The organism is Patescibacteria group bacterium (genome assembly GCA_041674405.1).
Lineage (GTDB): Bacteria > Patescibacteriota > UBA1384 > XYA2-FULL-43-10 > XYA2-FULL-43-10 > JBAYVT01.
Window position 1 is genome coordinate 136,395 of sequence record JBAYVT010000002.1, and the last position, 19,546, is coordinate 155,940.

A 19,546-nucleotide genomic window follows, 5' to 3' on the forward strand; every position below is an offset into this window, starting at 1 on the left:
GGTAACATCTTAGGTAGATTTAGTCAATAGATACAAATATAAATAATATTTAGAATCTTAAGATTTAGAATTTCTCTTTTCCATCTCAATCTTTTTATTTACGGCAGAAATTTCTTCATCCGTATCAAACCTTACCGGTTTTGGCAGAGTGTAACCTTCCTTGGTAGCTAAAATTGTGTACCTACCCCGTTTCAAAATCGCCGAAAACTTACCTTTGTCATCAGTTACCGCAGTCTTTACAAGCCTTGTGTTATCTCCGGTCATTATCCTAACCAACGTTAGGCCGATAGGCTCGCCCTTATGTCGGTCTACCACCATGCTCCATGGCGACTTTCTTATGACCAGTGAGAAATTGATAACCCAAAGCAGAATATAGCCGGCAAGGATCAGATAATTTAACAAATTTGGGTCATGAATTAAATTGTTCAAGACCAATATGGTACCGGCCGTAAGTACAACAATCGAAGCATAATTGAAGAATCTTTCCATTTTTCTAAGCCAACCCAAGATTGCATGAATACCAGAAAGGCTTTTGCCATTTATACTCATTATGATCGTCGGCACCAAAAATCCTTTGGTATAGCTATCAATCTCATATATTTTCCCTGTGTCAAAATCATAATATTGATCCGGTTTTGGTGCGAGCTGGTACTTGTCTTTCTTCGCGATGATTTTGTATTTGCCCGGAGGTTCGGCGAATCCGTACACGCCTGATTTATCGGTGGTTGTTGTCTCAATAACCCTTTCTGTGCCATCTTCGCCTACTTTAATCAAGCTAACCATCGCTCCAGAAAGCGGCAAACCGGTTCCATCCTCGAGCACTTGGCCCCATTTTTTGCGTTTCTTTTTAACCGTACCGAAAGATAGAATGGAATAAACAATTATATGAATGACTTCCTTGAGTGAGAATAAAGTTATTAAGTTTGTTGCGGGTGCCAATCCGGCGACAACTACTGCCATGCCCAGAGCTGCTGCGGCAGTCACTGGCGGAGCAGCCTCTTTTGAGATACCAACAGCTGCATAAACTTTTTCTATTCCCCCTGCAACAATATCGATTGAAACCGCCACATCTTCGACGCCGCCGACAATGCCACCAATAATAACTTCACCGATTGTTTCTTTTCGTACATTTACTGACGCAGCAGCCTTCACATCACCGAATGAAGCTTGAACGGTGTTTTCAAATGAGCCAACTTCCTTACCTGCGGTGAATAATCCGGTTTGGTCAATCTCCCCGCCACCATTCATAACCGACCACACGATAATTGCTGTTGGAATTTCTGAATCATCTGAGGCAAAAGCTTTTGCACTAAACTGCACGGAGTCTTCAACTTTTATTTTCGCACTTGTCGGTGAAATGATAATGTATGATGCAGTTTTTTCCGGATTTCCCAGAGTTGTCACCTCAGACGCAGTAGAAAAATCAGTTTCAACGTTGCTATTATTTCTTGCCTTAAGCCTATAAGCATAATTCGTAGAAGCTGCAAGGCCTGTGTTTATAAATCCGTCGCTTCCACCCCAGTCGGCATACAATTGCCAATCGGGACTATCGGAAAATGCCCCATCGGAATGCCTGACATACTTACCTGCGGTGTCATTGTAAATCGCATATCGTGTGTTAGCTGGGTTGCCGTTTTGGTTAATCGCAATTTTTACTGATGACTCGGAAACTACTGAAAGAATTGGGGCATCTGGTGTGTTCGCAAGAGTATAAGATGTAGCAAAATTTGACTTTTCCGTTCCTTTCCTATTGGTCACGGTAACTTGGCGAGTATATGCCGTATTCGGAGCAAGAGATTGTTCTAGCCAGGACGAGGCAGAAGCTGCAAGTGTTCCCGAGAGCGGATTGCCAGCGGCATCTAACACTGCCCAACTGGTGTGATCATCGTCGGTATTTGACCAAACCCAATTAATCTGGCTGGTAACAATGTCTGTTCCCCTGAAATCTGTAGAGGGTGTAGGCCCAAGGCAATTCGCCGTTGTGAAATTTATGATTGCAGAATAATTCCCCGCGCCATTCTGGTTTGACGTTGCGGACACCTTGGCGTAATACTTTGTTTTTCTTGCAAGGCCCGATAAAGAAGTGGCTGTTGTGCTGATATCCGAAATTGTGCCTTTATTTGAAGCTCCGGAATCCGTTCCGTACGAAAGAGTATATTTATCCGCGCCCTCTGGCGCAATCCATGTCAGGTTCGCCGAAGTTCTGCAAACGGCATTTGCTTCTAGGCTCGCTGGAGCAGCTGGCGGAGTGACTTTTGCCGAAGATGGAGAATAAGTTGTGTCGGTATTGTCCCCATTTCTTGCTTTGGCCTTGATCCAATACTGGGTATTTGGATCAAGATTAGCCAATGTATATGATGTACTTGTCTGCCAGGACATGCCGGCGGGATCGGTAAAATCCGTGCCATTTATTGAATATTGGATCCAATAGTTTGTTCCTGATGGATTCAAACTTGGGCTAATTGTTCCTGTTACGAAATATGCCCCCGCCACCGTTGAAACCGTCGGCATATTGGCAAGCGTGTACTTTGGAGATGAATAGGCGCTTGTTGAGTTGCCGGCGTCATTAAACGCAACAACTTTAGCACAATATTGTGTATTTATATCCTTACCATCAACGTCTTGCGAGGTTTCCCCGGCACCAGTCGTATAGTCGGGAGAATCTGGATAAGAAGCCTGTGAACAATCAGAATTCGGAGTGGTAGAAATATAAACCTTGAATCCGGTTTCATCAGATGAGTTGTCGTCCCAAGTCACTTGGAAAGAATCGTTTTGGATGGTGCCTATTGCTGCATTAGTTGGCGCACTCGGCGCTGTAACACAAGAGCCGGTGGGAGAAATATTCCAATCGGTATTACTTCCCCCATCCGTAGAATAAGTAGCACAGAAAGAGGCACCCGAATTGGTAGAATTTGAGATGGTGGCGTACGAAATAGTTGCGGTGGCCGGGTTAATATTCCAGCCACCAGAACCACCAGACCTCTTAAGAACTACATGGCTTCCCGAAGTTCCGGTTACCGTCCATGTGCCAGATATCGTTTGGGTCGAGCCCGCAGAAAAGGATAAGGTTTTGCCTGCAGTAGCGGCAGTGAGGTTATTAAAAGTCGTATCTCCCTCTATCAAGGAGTCACCAGTTAGCGTAACTGTACCGCTCCCAGGAGTGAAGATACCGCCTGCATGGTTCCAACCGCCAGATACACTCATGGTGGATGGAGCACTGAAGCTAGCATTACCGTTTAAGATGAAATTACCAATGTTCATCGAAGGGTTATTTGTGATTCCATCAACATCGGTCTGGTTGGTTCCATCACCAATTGTAAGATTGTTAGTAACACCAAAGCTACCGGAAGATAGAGTCAAAGTTTTGTTTCCAACAAAGCTCTGCCAGATAAAACCGGTCATATCGCCAAAAGAGTGATAAGGACCTGAACCAACATTATAGGTACCAATGACGGCACCAGTCGAGCCGTTAAGCTTTGTTATGGTGTTGCCGCCAATGCTCGTTACCCATACATTGCCGTCGCCATCAATTCCCGGATGGTCGCCATTGCCGATCGAATAAGTTCCGATTACTGCACCAGTCGAGCCGTTAACTTTGTAGACCGTTCCGCTATTAACAACCCAGACATTGCCGCTGCCATCAACTGCCAGATTAGCACCAGGAACCGAGTAGATATCAATGACAGCGCCGGTCGAACCGTTAAGCTTGGTAATGCCAATATCGCCGTCGCTAGCCGTCCAGACATTCCCATCACCGTCGACTGCTATGCTAAAAGGAGCGCCGTTAACCGAATAAGTGCCGATCAGTGCACCAGTTGAGCTGTCAAGTTTAGTAACGTTACCACTTCCGTGATTGCAAATCCAAACATTGCCACTACGATCAGCCGCCACTCCCGAAGGACTAGTACCCGTTGAATATGTGCCCATGACTGCACCAGTCGAGCCATTAACCTTATTAATATGGCTGCTATCGTAGGGGACCCAGACATTGCCAGCATTATCAACGCCCGGGTTACCACCACCGACCGCATAAGTGCCGATCAGTGCGCCGGTCGAACCATTGAGTTTAGTAACGTTGCCGCTGTAAGGATTGCCGACCCAGACATTGCCACTGCCATCAACTGCCACACCATAAGGACCAGTACCCACCGCGTAAGTTCCAATGACGGCACCAGTTGAACTGTTAAGTTTGGTTATATTGTTGCTACCGCTATTAGTCACCCAAACATACGGTGTTACCGCTGGATCCAGCAATTCTAGGTTATAATAATTTGCCGCCGTAATGTTTGTGTTAGAAGAAGCACGATATATAAAGGTAGAAGTCGAAGCAGTAAATGTACCCGTTTTAACAAACGGCGTGCCCGAACCGGTCAAAGTTATTGTCCGATTTGAAGCATCGAAGGTACCAGCATTGATCGTCAGTATGTTTGTAGTTGTGATATCCCCGGCTGCAGTGAAAGTCGTTCCCGCATGATCAAGGTAAAGATTGTAGTAAGTGGTCGCCGTAATATTAGTTGCCAATGCTCCGGTATACTTGAGGGTTGATGTGCCCTCTTGGAAAGTTCCGGTTACTACCAATGGCGTTCCTGGCGCGGCCAAAGTAATCGTTCTGGAGGATGCAGCAAATGTGCCGGCATTGATGGTAAGGACTCCATTGATTGTGATATTTCCGGCAGCAGTAAAGGTTGTGCCGGTATGGTCTGCAGCGTAGAGGTTGCAATAGGTAATAGCATTAATGTTTGTTGCGCTTGTTCCTTGGAATTTGACTGTCGATGTACTTTCGGTAAATGTGCCGCTGATGGATAGTGGATCACCTGATTCTGTCAAAACTAAGGTAGTATTATCCAGATTGACAACAGCAGTTGCCGGGATTTTAAGATTTGGGATAGTGGAGGTGGGAGCAGATGATGAATTAGGTCTCCAGGTATCAGTGCCTATGACATAGAGTATCTGGGAGGTTAGAGTTGCTTGATTGTAGGGCATAGCTAGGTCATTGGTTGCATTACCAATATCAAAGAGGATATCAGCATCAGACGAAACTGAACCATCGTATTGTGATAAATCGGTATTGGATAGTGTTTGGGCAGTACCATTACCGACGACCAAATGCTGCTCAAAGAGAGTAACTCCAGTAATATCTCCCGATGTGTACTTGGTAACAGCATTGGCTCGATGGGATTCAGTCGCGCCATCGATGAATACCGTAATTACATCACCGGCAGAGGGTTCGGTAACGCCAGAAATCGTCCAGGAACCAGAAGCAGTGGTGCCTGTAGCTGCATCCAAGGTGCCATTGATCGCTACCTTGACCGTCTCACCATCAGCACAAGCGGTTGATTCATCATACTGCTTACAAGTGCCGGAGATAGAGAAGGATGAACAGCCACTTGTTACAGTTGGAGCAGGAAGGGTACCATTGAACGAGGTCCAAGTCCCAGTCGTTGGCAAGACAGTGGGAGCACCGGCACTACCCCAGTCCACATAAGCCGACTGATCAGCAGGCGCAAGAAGTTTGCTGGTGTCCGACAACAGGTACCAACTACTGTCCCATGGATCTACTGCCAAAACCCTATTACTTGTATTGGTGTAATAAGGATTACTCCTAGCATCTACACTCGCATAAGTATACGACCCATTATAGCTTGAATCGCCCGCTCCAGAAAAAGTATACGACGAACATGCGGAGCATGATCCGGTTAAACTAATATTCCAGCCGGTATTTCCCCCGCCGTCAACTGAGTAAGTCGCACAGAAACTACCTGTATTACTAGACTTAGAAACATTGGCGTAGGATATTGCAACATTATTACTTGCAGATAAATTCCAGTTGGCACCGCCCGATGGAGCTAAAGTAATTAAGTTACCGGAAGTCCCAGCAATATTAATTGCATAATTGAAATTATAGTTTGAACCCGAGTTGAAAGTTAGGGTTGAGGGCGCAGTTGTGTTGGTAAATGTACGCGTGACCGACGTTGCCCCAGTGAAGGTGAAATTTGTATTAGCATGCTCAGCCGTAAGGTTGTAATAAGTTACTGGTGTAATATTTGTTGCGGAAGAACCTGTATATTTTATCGTTGAAGTCGAGTAAGTAAATGTACCTGTGGCTACGAAAGGTGTACCTGATCCAGACAAAGTGATGGTTTTATTTGATGCATTAAATGTGCCGGCATTTATTGTCAAAACATTGTTTGCGGTGATGTCGCCCGCCGCAGTGTAGGTTTGGCCAGCTTTATCGATGTAAAGATTGTAATAGGTCGCAGAAGTTACATTAACCGGACCTGTACCTGTGTATTTTACAGTTGAAGTAGAAGCGGTGAATGTTCCGGTTTTAACAAACGGCATGCTAGTTCCAGATAAAGTAATTGTCTTATTTGATGCATCAAAGGTTCCGGCATTGATGGTAAAAACACCAGTTCCGTTTGAACCAGTTGAGATATCACCGGCTGCTGTAAAAGTTGTTCCTGCGTGATCTAAATAAAGATTATTATAGGTAGTTGATGCAATATTAGTCGCAGAAGCGCCTGTGTATTTGACTGTGCCAGTCATACACTGAAATGTACCGTTGATCACAAACGGCGTACCAGAACCGGAAAGGGTGATGGTACCTGTCGGCGAATCATTAAATGTACCAGCATTAACGGTGAAAACATTTGTTGATGTAATATCCCCTGCTGCGCTAAAGATGGTCCCTGCACGATCTAAATAAAGATTGTAATAGGTAGTCGCTGTAATATTCGTTGCCAACGAGCCAGTATATTTAACTGTGGATGTAGAAGGTGTAAAAACGACATTATTTACAAAAGGAGTACCTGATCCAGACAAGGTAATAGTTTTATTGGACGCATCGAAAATCGAGTCATTGGTCAAAACATTAGTGACATTTATATCGCCCATGGCTGTAGATACTGCTGTGGTTACTAAGTGGAGGTTGTAATAGGTGGTAGAGGCAATGTTTGTTGCCGCTGCGCCGTAATATTCTACGGTTGAAGTTGATGCCGTAAAAGTACCAGTAACAACAAATGGCGTTCCCGTTGACATGAATGTAATAGTCTTATTAGAGGCATCAAAGGTGCCAGCATTGATGGTAAAAATATTTTCCACCTTGATATTTCCAGCCGCAGTAAATGTAGTACCTGCATGGTCCAGATACAGATTATAATAACCAGGAACCATTCCCGAACCCATTGCAGTTACGTTTGTCGCCGAAGCACCGGTATATTTGATCGTTGAAGTTGAAGATTGAAACGTTCCGTTATTAACAAATGGCGTGCCCGAACCAGATAATGTGATTGTTTTATTGGATGCATTAAATTCACCAGTGGTAATGCTTAAGACACCAGATACATCAATATCGTTATTTGCTGTCCAAATCCCCGAGCCATCATTGAAGGTCAAATTATTAAAGGCCGATCCTCCCGTCATATTTCCGGAAAGAGTTTTATCAGCTCCACCCGTCTGAAAAGTAACGGTTCCGGAATTGTTGTCAAATGTTCCGCTTGAATGATTCCAATTTCCATTAACAATAAAATTATTAGATGATGCGGGCGCACTTAATGACCCGCCCGAAATTGTGACATTACCAGCACTAATATCATGTGCCCCAGCGGTTAAGGTACCGGATGAAACAAGGAGATTGTTTGTAACATCAATATTGCTGGAAAGAGACCAGGCTGAAGATGGGATCGAATAATAAATCGTGCCTCTTACATAATTTATAATTGCATTTGAAACAGATGGAGTTATTTTCTTAATTGTCATCGCAACGCCAAAGCTTGAATCGTTAACATCATTTGGCGTCCAAGTTAATCCCCACAGATTTCCATCCCCACCAAACGGAACATAATCCTCTGTCCCCGACCATAATGCATCCGCAGATTGATTGGTGCCCCCAATGGTACCAGACTTAATGATTTCAATAATATCATCGGAAACAGGAGGCGAACTACCCATCCTTTTTGCTTCCATTTTAATACCTGTAACCGTTGCATTGGTTGGAATATTAAAACCAAAATTTGTCGCTTTTAGATAATTAGAGCGTTTTCCTTGGGGAATACCAACAATTCTCGCATAATTTCCATCATCAGCAGTGATATCTTCGGGAGTTGACCAAGGACCATCTCCATAGCTTGCATCATTGGTTCCTGTTCCACATCCCAATGTGGAACTAGTACTTCCCCCGCCGTTCTCACCTGCGATTGTAAGATTATAAAATTTCTGCCCAGAACCCAATATGATTGAGAAGTCTCCGCTTGTCCCATTAAAATTTATTGTAGAATTTCCTTCATTGAAAGTAACATTTGAAGAATCCCAATCACCTGCAATATTAATTATGTGGCTTCCAGGGCTAAAGCTACCTGACGTCATAGTAAAACCATCCGCAATCGTAATATCTCCAGCTGCAATAAAGTCTGTATTCGCATGGTTGATGACTAAATTATTATACGTCACGGAAGCCAAATTTGTATCTGATGATCCTTCGTAGGAAATTGTTGAAGTTGACGGAGTAAAGGTACCGGTCACAACAAACGGGGTTCCACTCCCTGATAAAGTAATGGTTTTATTGGAAGCATCAAATGTGCCTGCATTGATAGTAAGGACTCCAGAAACGGTAATGTTCCCTGCTGCAGCAAAGGTAGTACCAGTCTTGTCTGCCGCGTAGAGATTGTAATAAGAAAGAGCATTAACATTCGTAGCGCCTGATCCCTGGAATTTAATGGTGGAAGTGCCAATTGTGAAGGTGCCGGTGATAGAAAGTGGTGTGCCGGAGGCGGTTAATGCTAGTGTTGTGCCGGTAAGGTTGACGATGGCTGATGTCGGAATTACAAGGTTAGAAATGGTGGATGTTGGAGCATCAGTAGCAGCCGGTTGCCAAGTGTTGGAAGCCAAAACATAAAGCTTCTGGTCGGTATCTGTTTGGGTGCCTGACTCGGGCAGTGTTAAGTCTTTGGTTGTGGCATTAACTTCAAAGAAGATATCTTCATCAGACGAGACAGAGTTATCGTATTTCTCCATATCAGCATTTGAAAGAGTTTGGTTATCAGCTGAACCGATGGATAAATGTTTTTCATAAAGTGCTATGCCGGATACATTACCGGAGACATACTTTGTCACTGCATTTGCTTCATTGGCATCAGCAACACCATCGACAAAGATGGTGATAGTGTCGCCAGCCGATGGGGCTGTTACTCCGGTGATAGACCAGGACCCGCTTGAAGTTGTACCGGTAGCCGCATCGAGGCTCCCATTGATTGCTACTTTGATCGTTTCGCTGTCAGCACAATTCGAGGATTCGTCATATTGTTTGCAGGTACCGGAGATGGAGATGCTGGCCGGCGGAAATGCCCAATGATGGTTATTTCCACCGTCATATCCGCCAGTCGTGGCATTTACCAAGCTTCCTCCAGTTGCATCGGAATCGGTGACATTAACATAAGAAGCAGGTGGGCTATCCTGGACAACATTAAAATTCCAATGGTTGGTAGGTGTAGATGAAACCATAAATATTCTAGTACCTACTGCTCCGCCATTGATATCAAGGCCCATGATTGAATAAGTTGATCCAGCATGGAATGTAAGTTTAGAGGAAGGGGTAGTATCAGTAAAGACCCCATTGATAGTTGCCGAATCTGCAAAATAAACACCATTTGCCGACGCATTAGTAATAGTAATGCTGTTAAAATCATGATTTCCATTTGTTCCACCAGCAGTGATGGTCTGTAAATCACTACCATCCAAGGTTAGTGTTCCGGTACCAGAAGTAAAGATGCCAGTGGCCGAATTCGTATAATCGCCTGCAAGATAAAATGCAGCCGTACTTGAAGCCGTGAGAGTATTACCAGCGTCAATAATAACATCTCCATCAACGTTAACTATGGGATCGTTTGTTTCGAATGACAATACGGCAGTTAATGCGCCTCCTCCAACATGCAAATTATTTGAAACATTTAAAGTGCCTGCCTGAACATTATGGGTACCTGAAAAATTTTCACGCGCTATCTGAAGGTTATAATATGTAGTCGCGGTTACATTTACAGCGGCGCCGACTGGGTCCGGGCAATCATAAAATAATGTTGAATTGTTGGCAGTGAAAGTGCCGTTGATCACAAAAGGAGTGTTAGTTCCTAATAGTGTAATTGTTTTATTTGAAGCGTCGAATTCACCTGCATTAATTGTTAAAAGATTTGAAACAGTCATATCCCCAGCCGCGGTAAAAGTCGACCCAGTTCGATCAAGATAAAGATTGTAGAATGTCGTCGCCGTCACATTTGTCGCAGATGAACCCTTATACTGAACGGTAGATGTGCCCTCCTGAAAAGTAGCGTTTATATTCACAAAAGGCGTGCCTGAGCCATTCAAAACAATTGTTTTATCGGAGGCATTAAAGGTTCCTACATCTAGCGTCAAAACGCTGCCAACGGTAATATTTCCAGCTGCGGTAAAGGTGGTACCAGTATGAACCAAATATAGATTATAATACGTCGCACTAGTTACATTGGTAGCGCTCGATCCGGCATACTTTATGGTTGAAGTAGCTTCTTGAAAAGTACCATTTACAACAAAAGGTGTACCAGAACCATATAGATAAACTGTCTTATCCGATCCGTTATATATCGTCCCGGTCTGAATAGTGAAAACTCCGTAGACCGAGAACGAGCCGGAAGAAAGCGGAGTAAATGTCGTGCCCGAATGGTCGAGGATTAGATTGTGGAACCCGAGTAACGCAACGTCAGTTGCTGACGCACTCTGATATGTGACGGTTGAAGTGTCGTAATTGAAGGTACTGCCCGTCTCCATTCTAAGAGGCCTCGACGAACTTTGTCCTGAGCCAGTAATTACTAAAGAATTATTATCCAATGTCATCGTAGACGATGCTTCGGCATATGATTTCGGCACAGTTGATGTGGTTCCACCACCGGATGCAGGCCGCCATGTATTATTTGCCTTAATTATAATCTTTTGGTCTGCATCAGTTTGGGTTCCGACTGCCGGCAGGGTTAGATTGTTTGATCCGTCAATTTCGAAAAAGATATCTTCATCGGAGGAGACGGAATTATCGTATTTAGAGATATCGTTGTTCGATAATGTTTGATTATCGTCAGAACCTAGATACAAATGCTTTTCGTAAAGGCTAATTCCTGTAATATTGCCCGAACCATCGTATTTGGTAACAGCATTCGCTTCGTTACCGTCAGCCACTCCATCGATAAATACGGTAATTGTGTCCCCAGAAGCAGGTGCTGTAACACCGCTTATGCTCCACGAACCTCCGGATGTGGTTCCGGTTTGGGCTTGAATAGTACCATTTACCGCAACTTTTACAGTCTCTGAATCAGCGGCATTTGTCGATTCGTCATATTGCTTAGCAGTCCCTGAGATTAAAATTGTGGCAGGCCCACCTCCGCCTTCAGAAATAATAACCCCCGGCTCGACTTCTCCTGAAGCATCCCAGTCGTAAGGAGTCGGGTCACTAACTGGATCAGCATTAAACCAAGTATACCCAGGGTAAAAACTACCCAAAGTTGATGAAACAGCCCAAGATCCTCCCATATTTCCACTAAACCAAAGATAAGAGTTATTTTCATTTTTATAGACAGGGTACGGCGACGAACCGATATCTCCAAAGTATTGATCGTTATATGCAAACGTACCATTTGCATTCGTATTACCAGCATTTGTGCCTGTATATGTATGGCCCGGATCTCCTCCCGGCGTTACGCCGCTTGGCGCCGGAGCGGTTCCCAGATTGGCCGTCCAGCTATTGCTTCCGGGAAGCGCGCCCTCCATAAGATAATAGTGTACATCCATCATCGCATCATTAAGAACGTCGCTAAGCATATATGCTCCGCCCCCGTCCCAGTACAAGTACATATTATTAGCGTTTTTCCAATAGTCACTTCCATAGGCATCCGTTCCGCCGTAAGAGTATTCGCCGTTATAATTGGCATCTCCTGCTCCCGCAACAGTCCATGTGGTTGTATTAGCAGCTAGAGCTTTAGGAGGCTTTTCAAAATTGATTGATGGGTTGACCATAACAAACCCAAGAACCGAAATCGCCACAATATATAAGGTCAAGAACATCCAATGAAAGGGTGACGAAGATCCCGAAAGATGCCACTTGTAATACCAACCGAATTTCATGCGAAGAGCATTGTGCCATGGAGAAAATCGGGAGAATGTGGTTCTCGTGCTTTTTTGTACTTTCATTATTTCCCTGTCAAGCTCCACAGTTGTCATTCCGTTTTATATTTATTAGGTAATTGATTTTTTCTTTAGTTCCAACTTTTTACGAAGTGCAGCCATATTATCTTGATTGGCAAATTCCACCGGATGATCAAGCTCATATCCCTCCTTCGCTGCAAAAATGTTATATTTGCCTTTCCTTAACATAGCAGAGAATTTTCCCTTTTGGTCCGAAACAGTAGTTCTGACTAGTTTGTGGCTGTCTGAATTCATCACCCGAATCAAGGTTAGAGGGACCGGCTCTCCGGTATTCGATTCAGCCACAATACTCCATGGCGAATTTCTAATGATGAAAGATGCGTTGATAATCCAAAGCAAAAAGTATCCAACAACAATAACGTAATTTAAAAGAGTGTGCTCGTGTATGACGTTATTGGCCGCTAATATTGACCCGAGTGCAAGTAATACGAATGAAAAATATACAAAATATCTTTCTAATTTCCTAAACGATGCGACTAATTTTGCGATATTACCGAGCTTCTTTCCGTTGACGTTCATAATAATTGTGGGAACAATCAAACCTTCTTCGTAGCTCAAAACATTAAATATCTTTTTGGGGTCAAAGTTATAAAATTGGTCTTCAATAGATGCAACCGTGTGTTTTTCTTTGCTCGCAATGACACGATATTTGCCAGGTCCAGCAGCAAAACCATATACCCCGTCTTTATCAGTAAATGACGATTCTATGACTTTCTCAGTATCAGCATCGTCCACCTTAACCAGGCTTACCTGAGCCAGATATAAGGGCATTCCTGTTCCATTTTCAATTACTCTTCCCCATTTTTTCTTCTTTCGTTTTAAAGTTCCAGCCGAAAGAATCGAGTAAGACAAAACATGATATATTTCATTCAGAGAAAACAGCGATGATGCTGTGGCCATCGGAGTCATTGCAGCTGCCATTCCAGCAGCACCCAGCGCTGCAGCTGAGGTTATTGGGGTCGCTGCTTGTTTAGATATCCCGACCGCTTGGTATATTTTTTCAATTTGTCCTGCAGTGGTATTAATGACACCAGAAATTAACGTCGCACTCTTAACAATTCCATCGACTAAATTATTAATGATTGTATCGTTTTTTATAATAACGGTGGCGAAAGATTGGCTCTCACCCACAGAGGCTTCAATTGTATTATTATATGTTCCAGTATCTGGTCCCGCAGTGAAAAATCCATTTTTATCGATTGCTCCGCCTCCATTTACCACTGACCAAACAATATTGACGTTGGATATTTCTTTGTTATCTAAAGTGAATGCTCGGGCTTTGAACTGAAGGGTTTCATTTGGCCCGATTGTGGCGGTTACCGGATCAATGGCGATTGAAGCAATATTTGAAACAGGGCTATCTCCACCTTTTGGACTATCTGGAAGTGTTAAATTCTCTCCGGGCGATGAGAAAGAAGTTTCTATGCTATCTCCATTTTTTGCCTTAACCAGATAATCATATTGCGTGCCGACCAAAAGATTGTAATTAATAATGCCCGAACTTCCCCCCCACACGTTTCGCGTTTGCCAAACGGCGCTATTGCCCAGGGATCCATCAGCTTGCACATACTTTCCGGAAGTTTGATTATAGATAGCGTATTGGGTCGAAGGCGGATTGTTATTTGAGTTGATGATGATCTTTAAAGAATTACTAGATAATGCATTGACCATCGGTGCATTTGGTTGATTAGCCAGCGTGTAGAAAGGAGCAGTATATGATCCAGGCGAGTCATTACCAGAATTGGTTGCCGTAATTCTGGCGCAATATTGAGTATTAACACTTTTTCCTGAGATAAATTGCGAGGTCGTATTTGCACCCAAAGCATAATCCGGGTAATCCGGATATGAGGCAAACTCGCAATTATCACTTGTGGCAGTTGAAATAAAGATATTAAAGCCAGTTTCGCTTGAAGAGTTATCGATCCAATTCAGAGTGAAGAAAGTTGTGTCCACCCCTACAACCGAAGCCCCTGTGGGGGCAGCAGGGGTCGCTTCGCAGATCGTAGATGAACCAATCTGCCAGCCAATATTACCCCCCACATCAATAGAATAGTTTGCACAGAATTGGATTCCTGAATTAGTTGATTGAGAAATTGAAGCGTGAGAAACTACGGCTTTCGCCGGATTTATTATCCAATTTCCTGAACTGCCAGACCCTCGTAGATTAATATTGTGGCCACTAGACCCAGAAATACTCCATGTGCCGGTAATTGTTTGGGTTGAGCCGGCTGAAAAAGATATGGTCTTTCCACCCGTAACGGCCGTGAGATTGTTGAAAGTGGTATTTCCCTGAATCAGAGAATCGCCATTCAAAGTTACTGTCCCGTTGCCGGGAGTGAACGTGCCACCATTATTGTTCCAGCCGCCCGAAAGATTAATGTTTGAGGGAGCGTTAAAGTTCGCATTACTCTTTAATGTAAAATTTCCGCCTATGTTAATTGTTGGATTATTTGCCAATCCGTCAACAGTGGTTTGATTAGCGCCATCACCAATCTGAAAATCGTTAGCGATATTAAACGTACCATTTGATAAAGTTAAAACTTTTGGATCGGCAAAAACTTGTCGAGCAAATCCTGTGGAATCTCCCATTGAAATATAGGGGTTGCTAACCGGGTAGGTACCGAGAATTGCCCCTGTTGTTCCACTTAACTCCTTAATATTATTTGTATTGACCACCCAAGCATTGCCATTTTGGTCGATTGAGATACCATTTGGCCAACCATCTCCGTTAGCAAAGGTGCCAACAATATATGTACCCAGGACAGCACCGGTTGAGCCATTTAGCTTGCTCACGCTGTTGTCATAATGATTAGTGACCCAAACATTCCCAGATTGGTCAATGGCTATTCCATAGGGGTTTCCATGAACGGAATATGTACCTATAGTGGCGTTCGTCGAACCGTTAATTTTAGTAACGCTGTAATTGTCCCAGTTTCCTACCCAAGCATTACCGCTGCTATCGACTGCAATGCCCATTGGCCTGCTGCCAACCGCATGGGTAAAGATGGTTGCACCGGTCGTGCCATTCAGCTTCATAACATTATTACTTCCAGTATTTGCAACCCAGACGTTCCCGTCTCGATCAATTGCAATACCTTCAGGATTAATACCCACACCATATGTGCCGATGGTTGCACCGGTCGCGCCACTTAGCTTGGTAACACTGCTGCCACCAGTATTAGTAACCCAAATATTCCCACTGCCATCGACTGCCACCCCCCAAGGAGCATTGCCAGTCGGGTATGTACCAATAGCAGTGCCTGTAGCTCCGTTAATCTTTGAAACGCTATTTGCCCAGTAATTCGCCACCCATAAATTATTATGACCATCCACTGCGAGACCATAGCATGGGCTTTCTGACACCGGATACGAACCGACGGTTGATCCATTTGTGGTGTCAATTTTGGTAATTTTTGAATCGCTATTTACAACCCAGACATATGGCGTAACAGCGGGATCGACCAATTGCAAGTTGTAATAGTCAGCTGCAGTAATATTAGTTTTATCGAAAACGTGATAAATAAACGTCGATGTGGAGGCAAGAAAAGTTCCATTGATAATAAATGGAGTTCCCGAACCCATCAGCGTGATGGTTTTATTTGATGCGTCAAAGGTGCCGGAATTTATGGTTAGAGTTCCAATTGCAGTAATATCGCCCACAGCAGTGTATGTCGTTCCTGAATGATCGAGATAAAGGTTAAAGTATGTTGTGGCTGCTATGTTGGTTGCATTACTGCCGGAATATTTGAAAGTTGAGGTGCCGGGATCAAAAGTATCGTTTATAATAAATGGAAGGTTGGATCCTGAAAGCGTGATAGTTTTATCCAGCGCTGAAAAATTGCCTGTATTAATCGTTAGCACATTGCCAACATTAATATCGCCCAAGGCCGAGAAAATTGTGGCTGTATGATCAAGATAAAGATTAAAATAGTTCGTCGGGGTGACATTGGTTGCCGATGATCCAGTATATTTAATCGTTGAGGTCGAAGGGGTAAAAGTTCCGGTTTTAACAAATGGCGTTGCCGAACCTGTTAAATTGATTGTTCTATTAGATGCGTCAAAGGTGCCGGAATTGATTGTCAAAATATTGGATATTGTGATATCTCCAGCGGCAACAAAGGTTTCTGAGGCATTATCCAAATACAAGTTAAAGTAAGTCGTCGGAGCTACATCAATGTTGTGGTCGGGATAATTCCCCGTGTATTTGAAAGTAGAGGTAGAAGGATTTAATATTCCAGAGACTACAAGCGGGCCAGAAACACCCCCCGAAAGGGTAATCGTTCTCGAGAGAGCATTGAACGTTCCTGTGTTTATGGTGAAGATATTTGAGACAGCCATATCTCCTGCCGCCGAGAAAATGCTGCCCACATGGTCTATGTATAGATTATAGTAGGATGCCGCAACAACATTAACGGATAAATCGCCGGTGTATTTGAAAGTAGAGGTAGAAGATGTAAAAGTACCGGTAATTACCATCGGCGTATTCGGGCCAGACAATGTGATGGTCTTATTCGATGCGTCAAAAGTGCCAGAATTGATTGTCAAAACATTTGATGCGGAAATGTCACCGGCGGCAGCAAAGGTCGTTCCTGTGTGATCCAGATAAAGATTATAGAAATTTGTCCCAGTAATATTCGTGGCACTGGTTCCGGTATATTTGAAAGTAGAAGTAGATGGAGTAAGAATCCCGCTAACAATTAGCGGAGTGCCACTTCCCGACAGTGTGATCGTTCTGTTTGAAGCATCAAATGTGCCTGCATTTATAGTAAATATATTTGATGCGGAAATGTCGCCTGCCGCTGTAAAGGTCGTTCCTGTATGGTCAAAATAAAGATTATTGTAAGTCGATGCTGTGACATTTGTAGCCAAATTACCACTATATTTGATGGTGGAAGTTGAAGGAGTAAAAGTGCCAGTTTTAACAAATGGCGTACCGCTCCCTGCAAGCGTAATGGTCTTGTTGGAGGCATCGAAGATACCGGAGTTTATTGTAAAAATTCCAGTACAGGTAAAATCACCTGCCGCAGTAAAGGTATTGCCAAAACGATCAAGATAAAGATTATGGTAGGTAGTAGCCGCAATATTCGTTGCGCTAGTTCCCGTATATTTAAAAGTCGATGTTCCCTGAGAAAAGGTGCCATTGACAATAAAAGGTGCAGTTGAGCCAGCTAAAATAATTGTCTTGTCAGAAGCATCAAACGTACCAGCATTGATCGTGAAAACTCCATTTACGTTGATGTTTCCCGCGGCAGTAAAGGTAGTGCCAGTATGATCGGTATAAAGATTGTAATAAGTTGCAGCCGCAATATTGGTAGCGCTGGTTCCTTGAAACTTAACTGTGGAGGTGCCATATGTGAACGTACCAGTTTTTAGGAGTGGATCTCCAGAACCGGTTAACACTAGTGTTGTATTATCTAGATTAACAATCGCAGAGGCTAGAATCACTAGGTTCGGCATGGTTGAAGTTTTTGCAAAAACTGAATTCGGCCTCCAGGTATTTGATGGAAGAACGATAAGTTTTTGATCGGAGTCAAATTGCGTTCCTTGGGCTGGCAAGGTAAGATTAACGGTCGAATCGTCGACGTCGAAAAAGATGTTTTCGTTGCCAGAAACAGAATTGTCATAAGCCGCAATATCCGCATTCGACAAAATCTGATGGTCGTCAGAACCGATTGTTAAATGTTTTTCGAAAAGATCGCACCCAGTCATATCCCCTGTGCCATCGTACTTGGTGACCAAATTCGCTTCATGGGCGTCAGCTACACTATCAATAAAAATAGTTACGGCATCACCAGGATTGGGTTGGGTGACCCCAGTGATTAACCAGGATCCACCCGATGTGATTCCGGTTTGGCCGACCAGAGCATTGTTCACGGCCATTTTTACAATTTCACCATCAGGGACATTCGTCACCTCATCATACTCTTTAGCATCGCCGGAAACATTTACTATTCCGGCAACACATGTGTCACCCGCACCAATATTCCATCCGACATTACCCCCTCCATCATTTGAATATGTAGCGCAGAAAGCTGTTCCAGCATTGGTTGACCCGGAAACATCAACGTAAGTTACAGCTGTAATTACCGTCGGAGTAATGATCCAGTTAGCATCGGAGGTCGGCGCAAGAGTAATAAGACCACCACTAGTCCCAGCAATATTTATGGTATTGAATGTATATGTAGAGCCAGAACTAAAGGTAATCGTGGAGGGAGAAGTAGTATTCGTAAAAATACCGCTTGCCGCTGCATTACCGGTAAAAATAAAATTAGTAGCAGCATGATCTAAAGTTAAATTTTTGTAAGATTGGCTGGAGATATTTACACTATCAGCGCCAGTGTATTTTACGGTCGAGGTTGAGGCGGTGAACGACCCAGCAACAGCAAACGGCGTACCCGATCCGGATAAGGTGATGGTCCTGGTTGAACCATGAAAGGTTGTTCCTGCTGTAACCGTTAGTACCCCCGAAACTGTCATGTCACCCGCTGCGATAAAATATGTGCCTGAATGATCCAATAGCAGATTAAAGTAATTGGTCCCTGTGACATTAGTTGTTGAGGCCTGTGTGTATCTAAAGGTGGAAGCCGAAGGAATAACACTACCGTTAACCACGAACGGTGAGGTTGAAGTAGTAAAACTCCAAATGGTGTTGCCAGCATCTAACGTTTGGCTTGCCGCGACAGTCATGACGCCACTTATACTAATATTATTCGATCCAATTTTGGTTGTGGTAGTTGTTCCGGAACCATCACCAAAAACCAAATTCACAAAGGTCCAGTCGGTACTGCCACCAAAATTTCCAGTGCCATCTACGCGAAAAGTACCAGTAAAAGTAATGGTGCCATCCCCTGATATGTCACCACCATTGATATAGAAAGTACCTCCACCGATTAATGTACCTGCAGTTGCCGTAAAATCACCATTGAGAGTGATTGAGCCGCTTATAGAGTAAGTTTCAGCAGCATTATTGATCTGAAGATTATTGTACGTAGTAGCAGCAATAGTTATATTGCCTGACGCGTAATTTCCCGAATAGATGAATGTTGATGTACTCGGGGTGAAGGTGCCTGTTTTAACAAATGGCGTACCGGTAGTGCCGGATAAATTAATCGTATAATTCGAAGCATCAAGTGCAGCTCCAGAACTAATAGTCAAGACGCCAGAAATTGTAGTATCAGAAGCCATTGTGGCTACCGCTGAACTAGTTGTCGAAATCTTCAAATTGTAATAAGACACAGCTGAAACGGTTTGGCCTGAAGTACCGGTGTATTCGATAGTTAGGTTCGTATACGTCTTATTGGCAATTGAGTATTGGGTTAGGAAATCA

At 43.7% G+C, this 19,546-nt stretch carries 2 protein-coding genes; both read right to left on the reverse strand.

Features of this window, described 5'->3' with window-relative positions; all coding sequences use genetic code 11:
• Positions 1–57: 57 nt before the first annotated feature.
• Positions 58–12,204 (reverse strand): hypothetical protein, encoded by a 12,147-nt coding sequence (locus tag WC080_02170; GenBank protein ID MFA7244068.1) that lies wholly within the window; start codon positions 12,202–12,204, stop codon positions 58–60.
• A gap of 45 nt (positions 12,205–12,249) precedes the next feature.
• The gene (locus tag WC080_02175) at positions 12,250–19,455 is read right to left on the reverse strand and encodes an NHL repeat-containing protein (protein ID MFA7244069.1); all 7,206 of its coding nucleotides are present in this window, start codon (positions 19,453–19,455) and stop codon (positions 12,250–12,252) included.
• Positions 19,456–19,546: the final 91 nt, after the last annotated feature.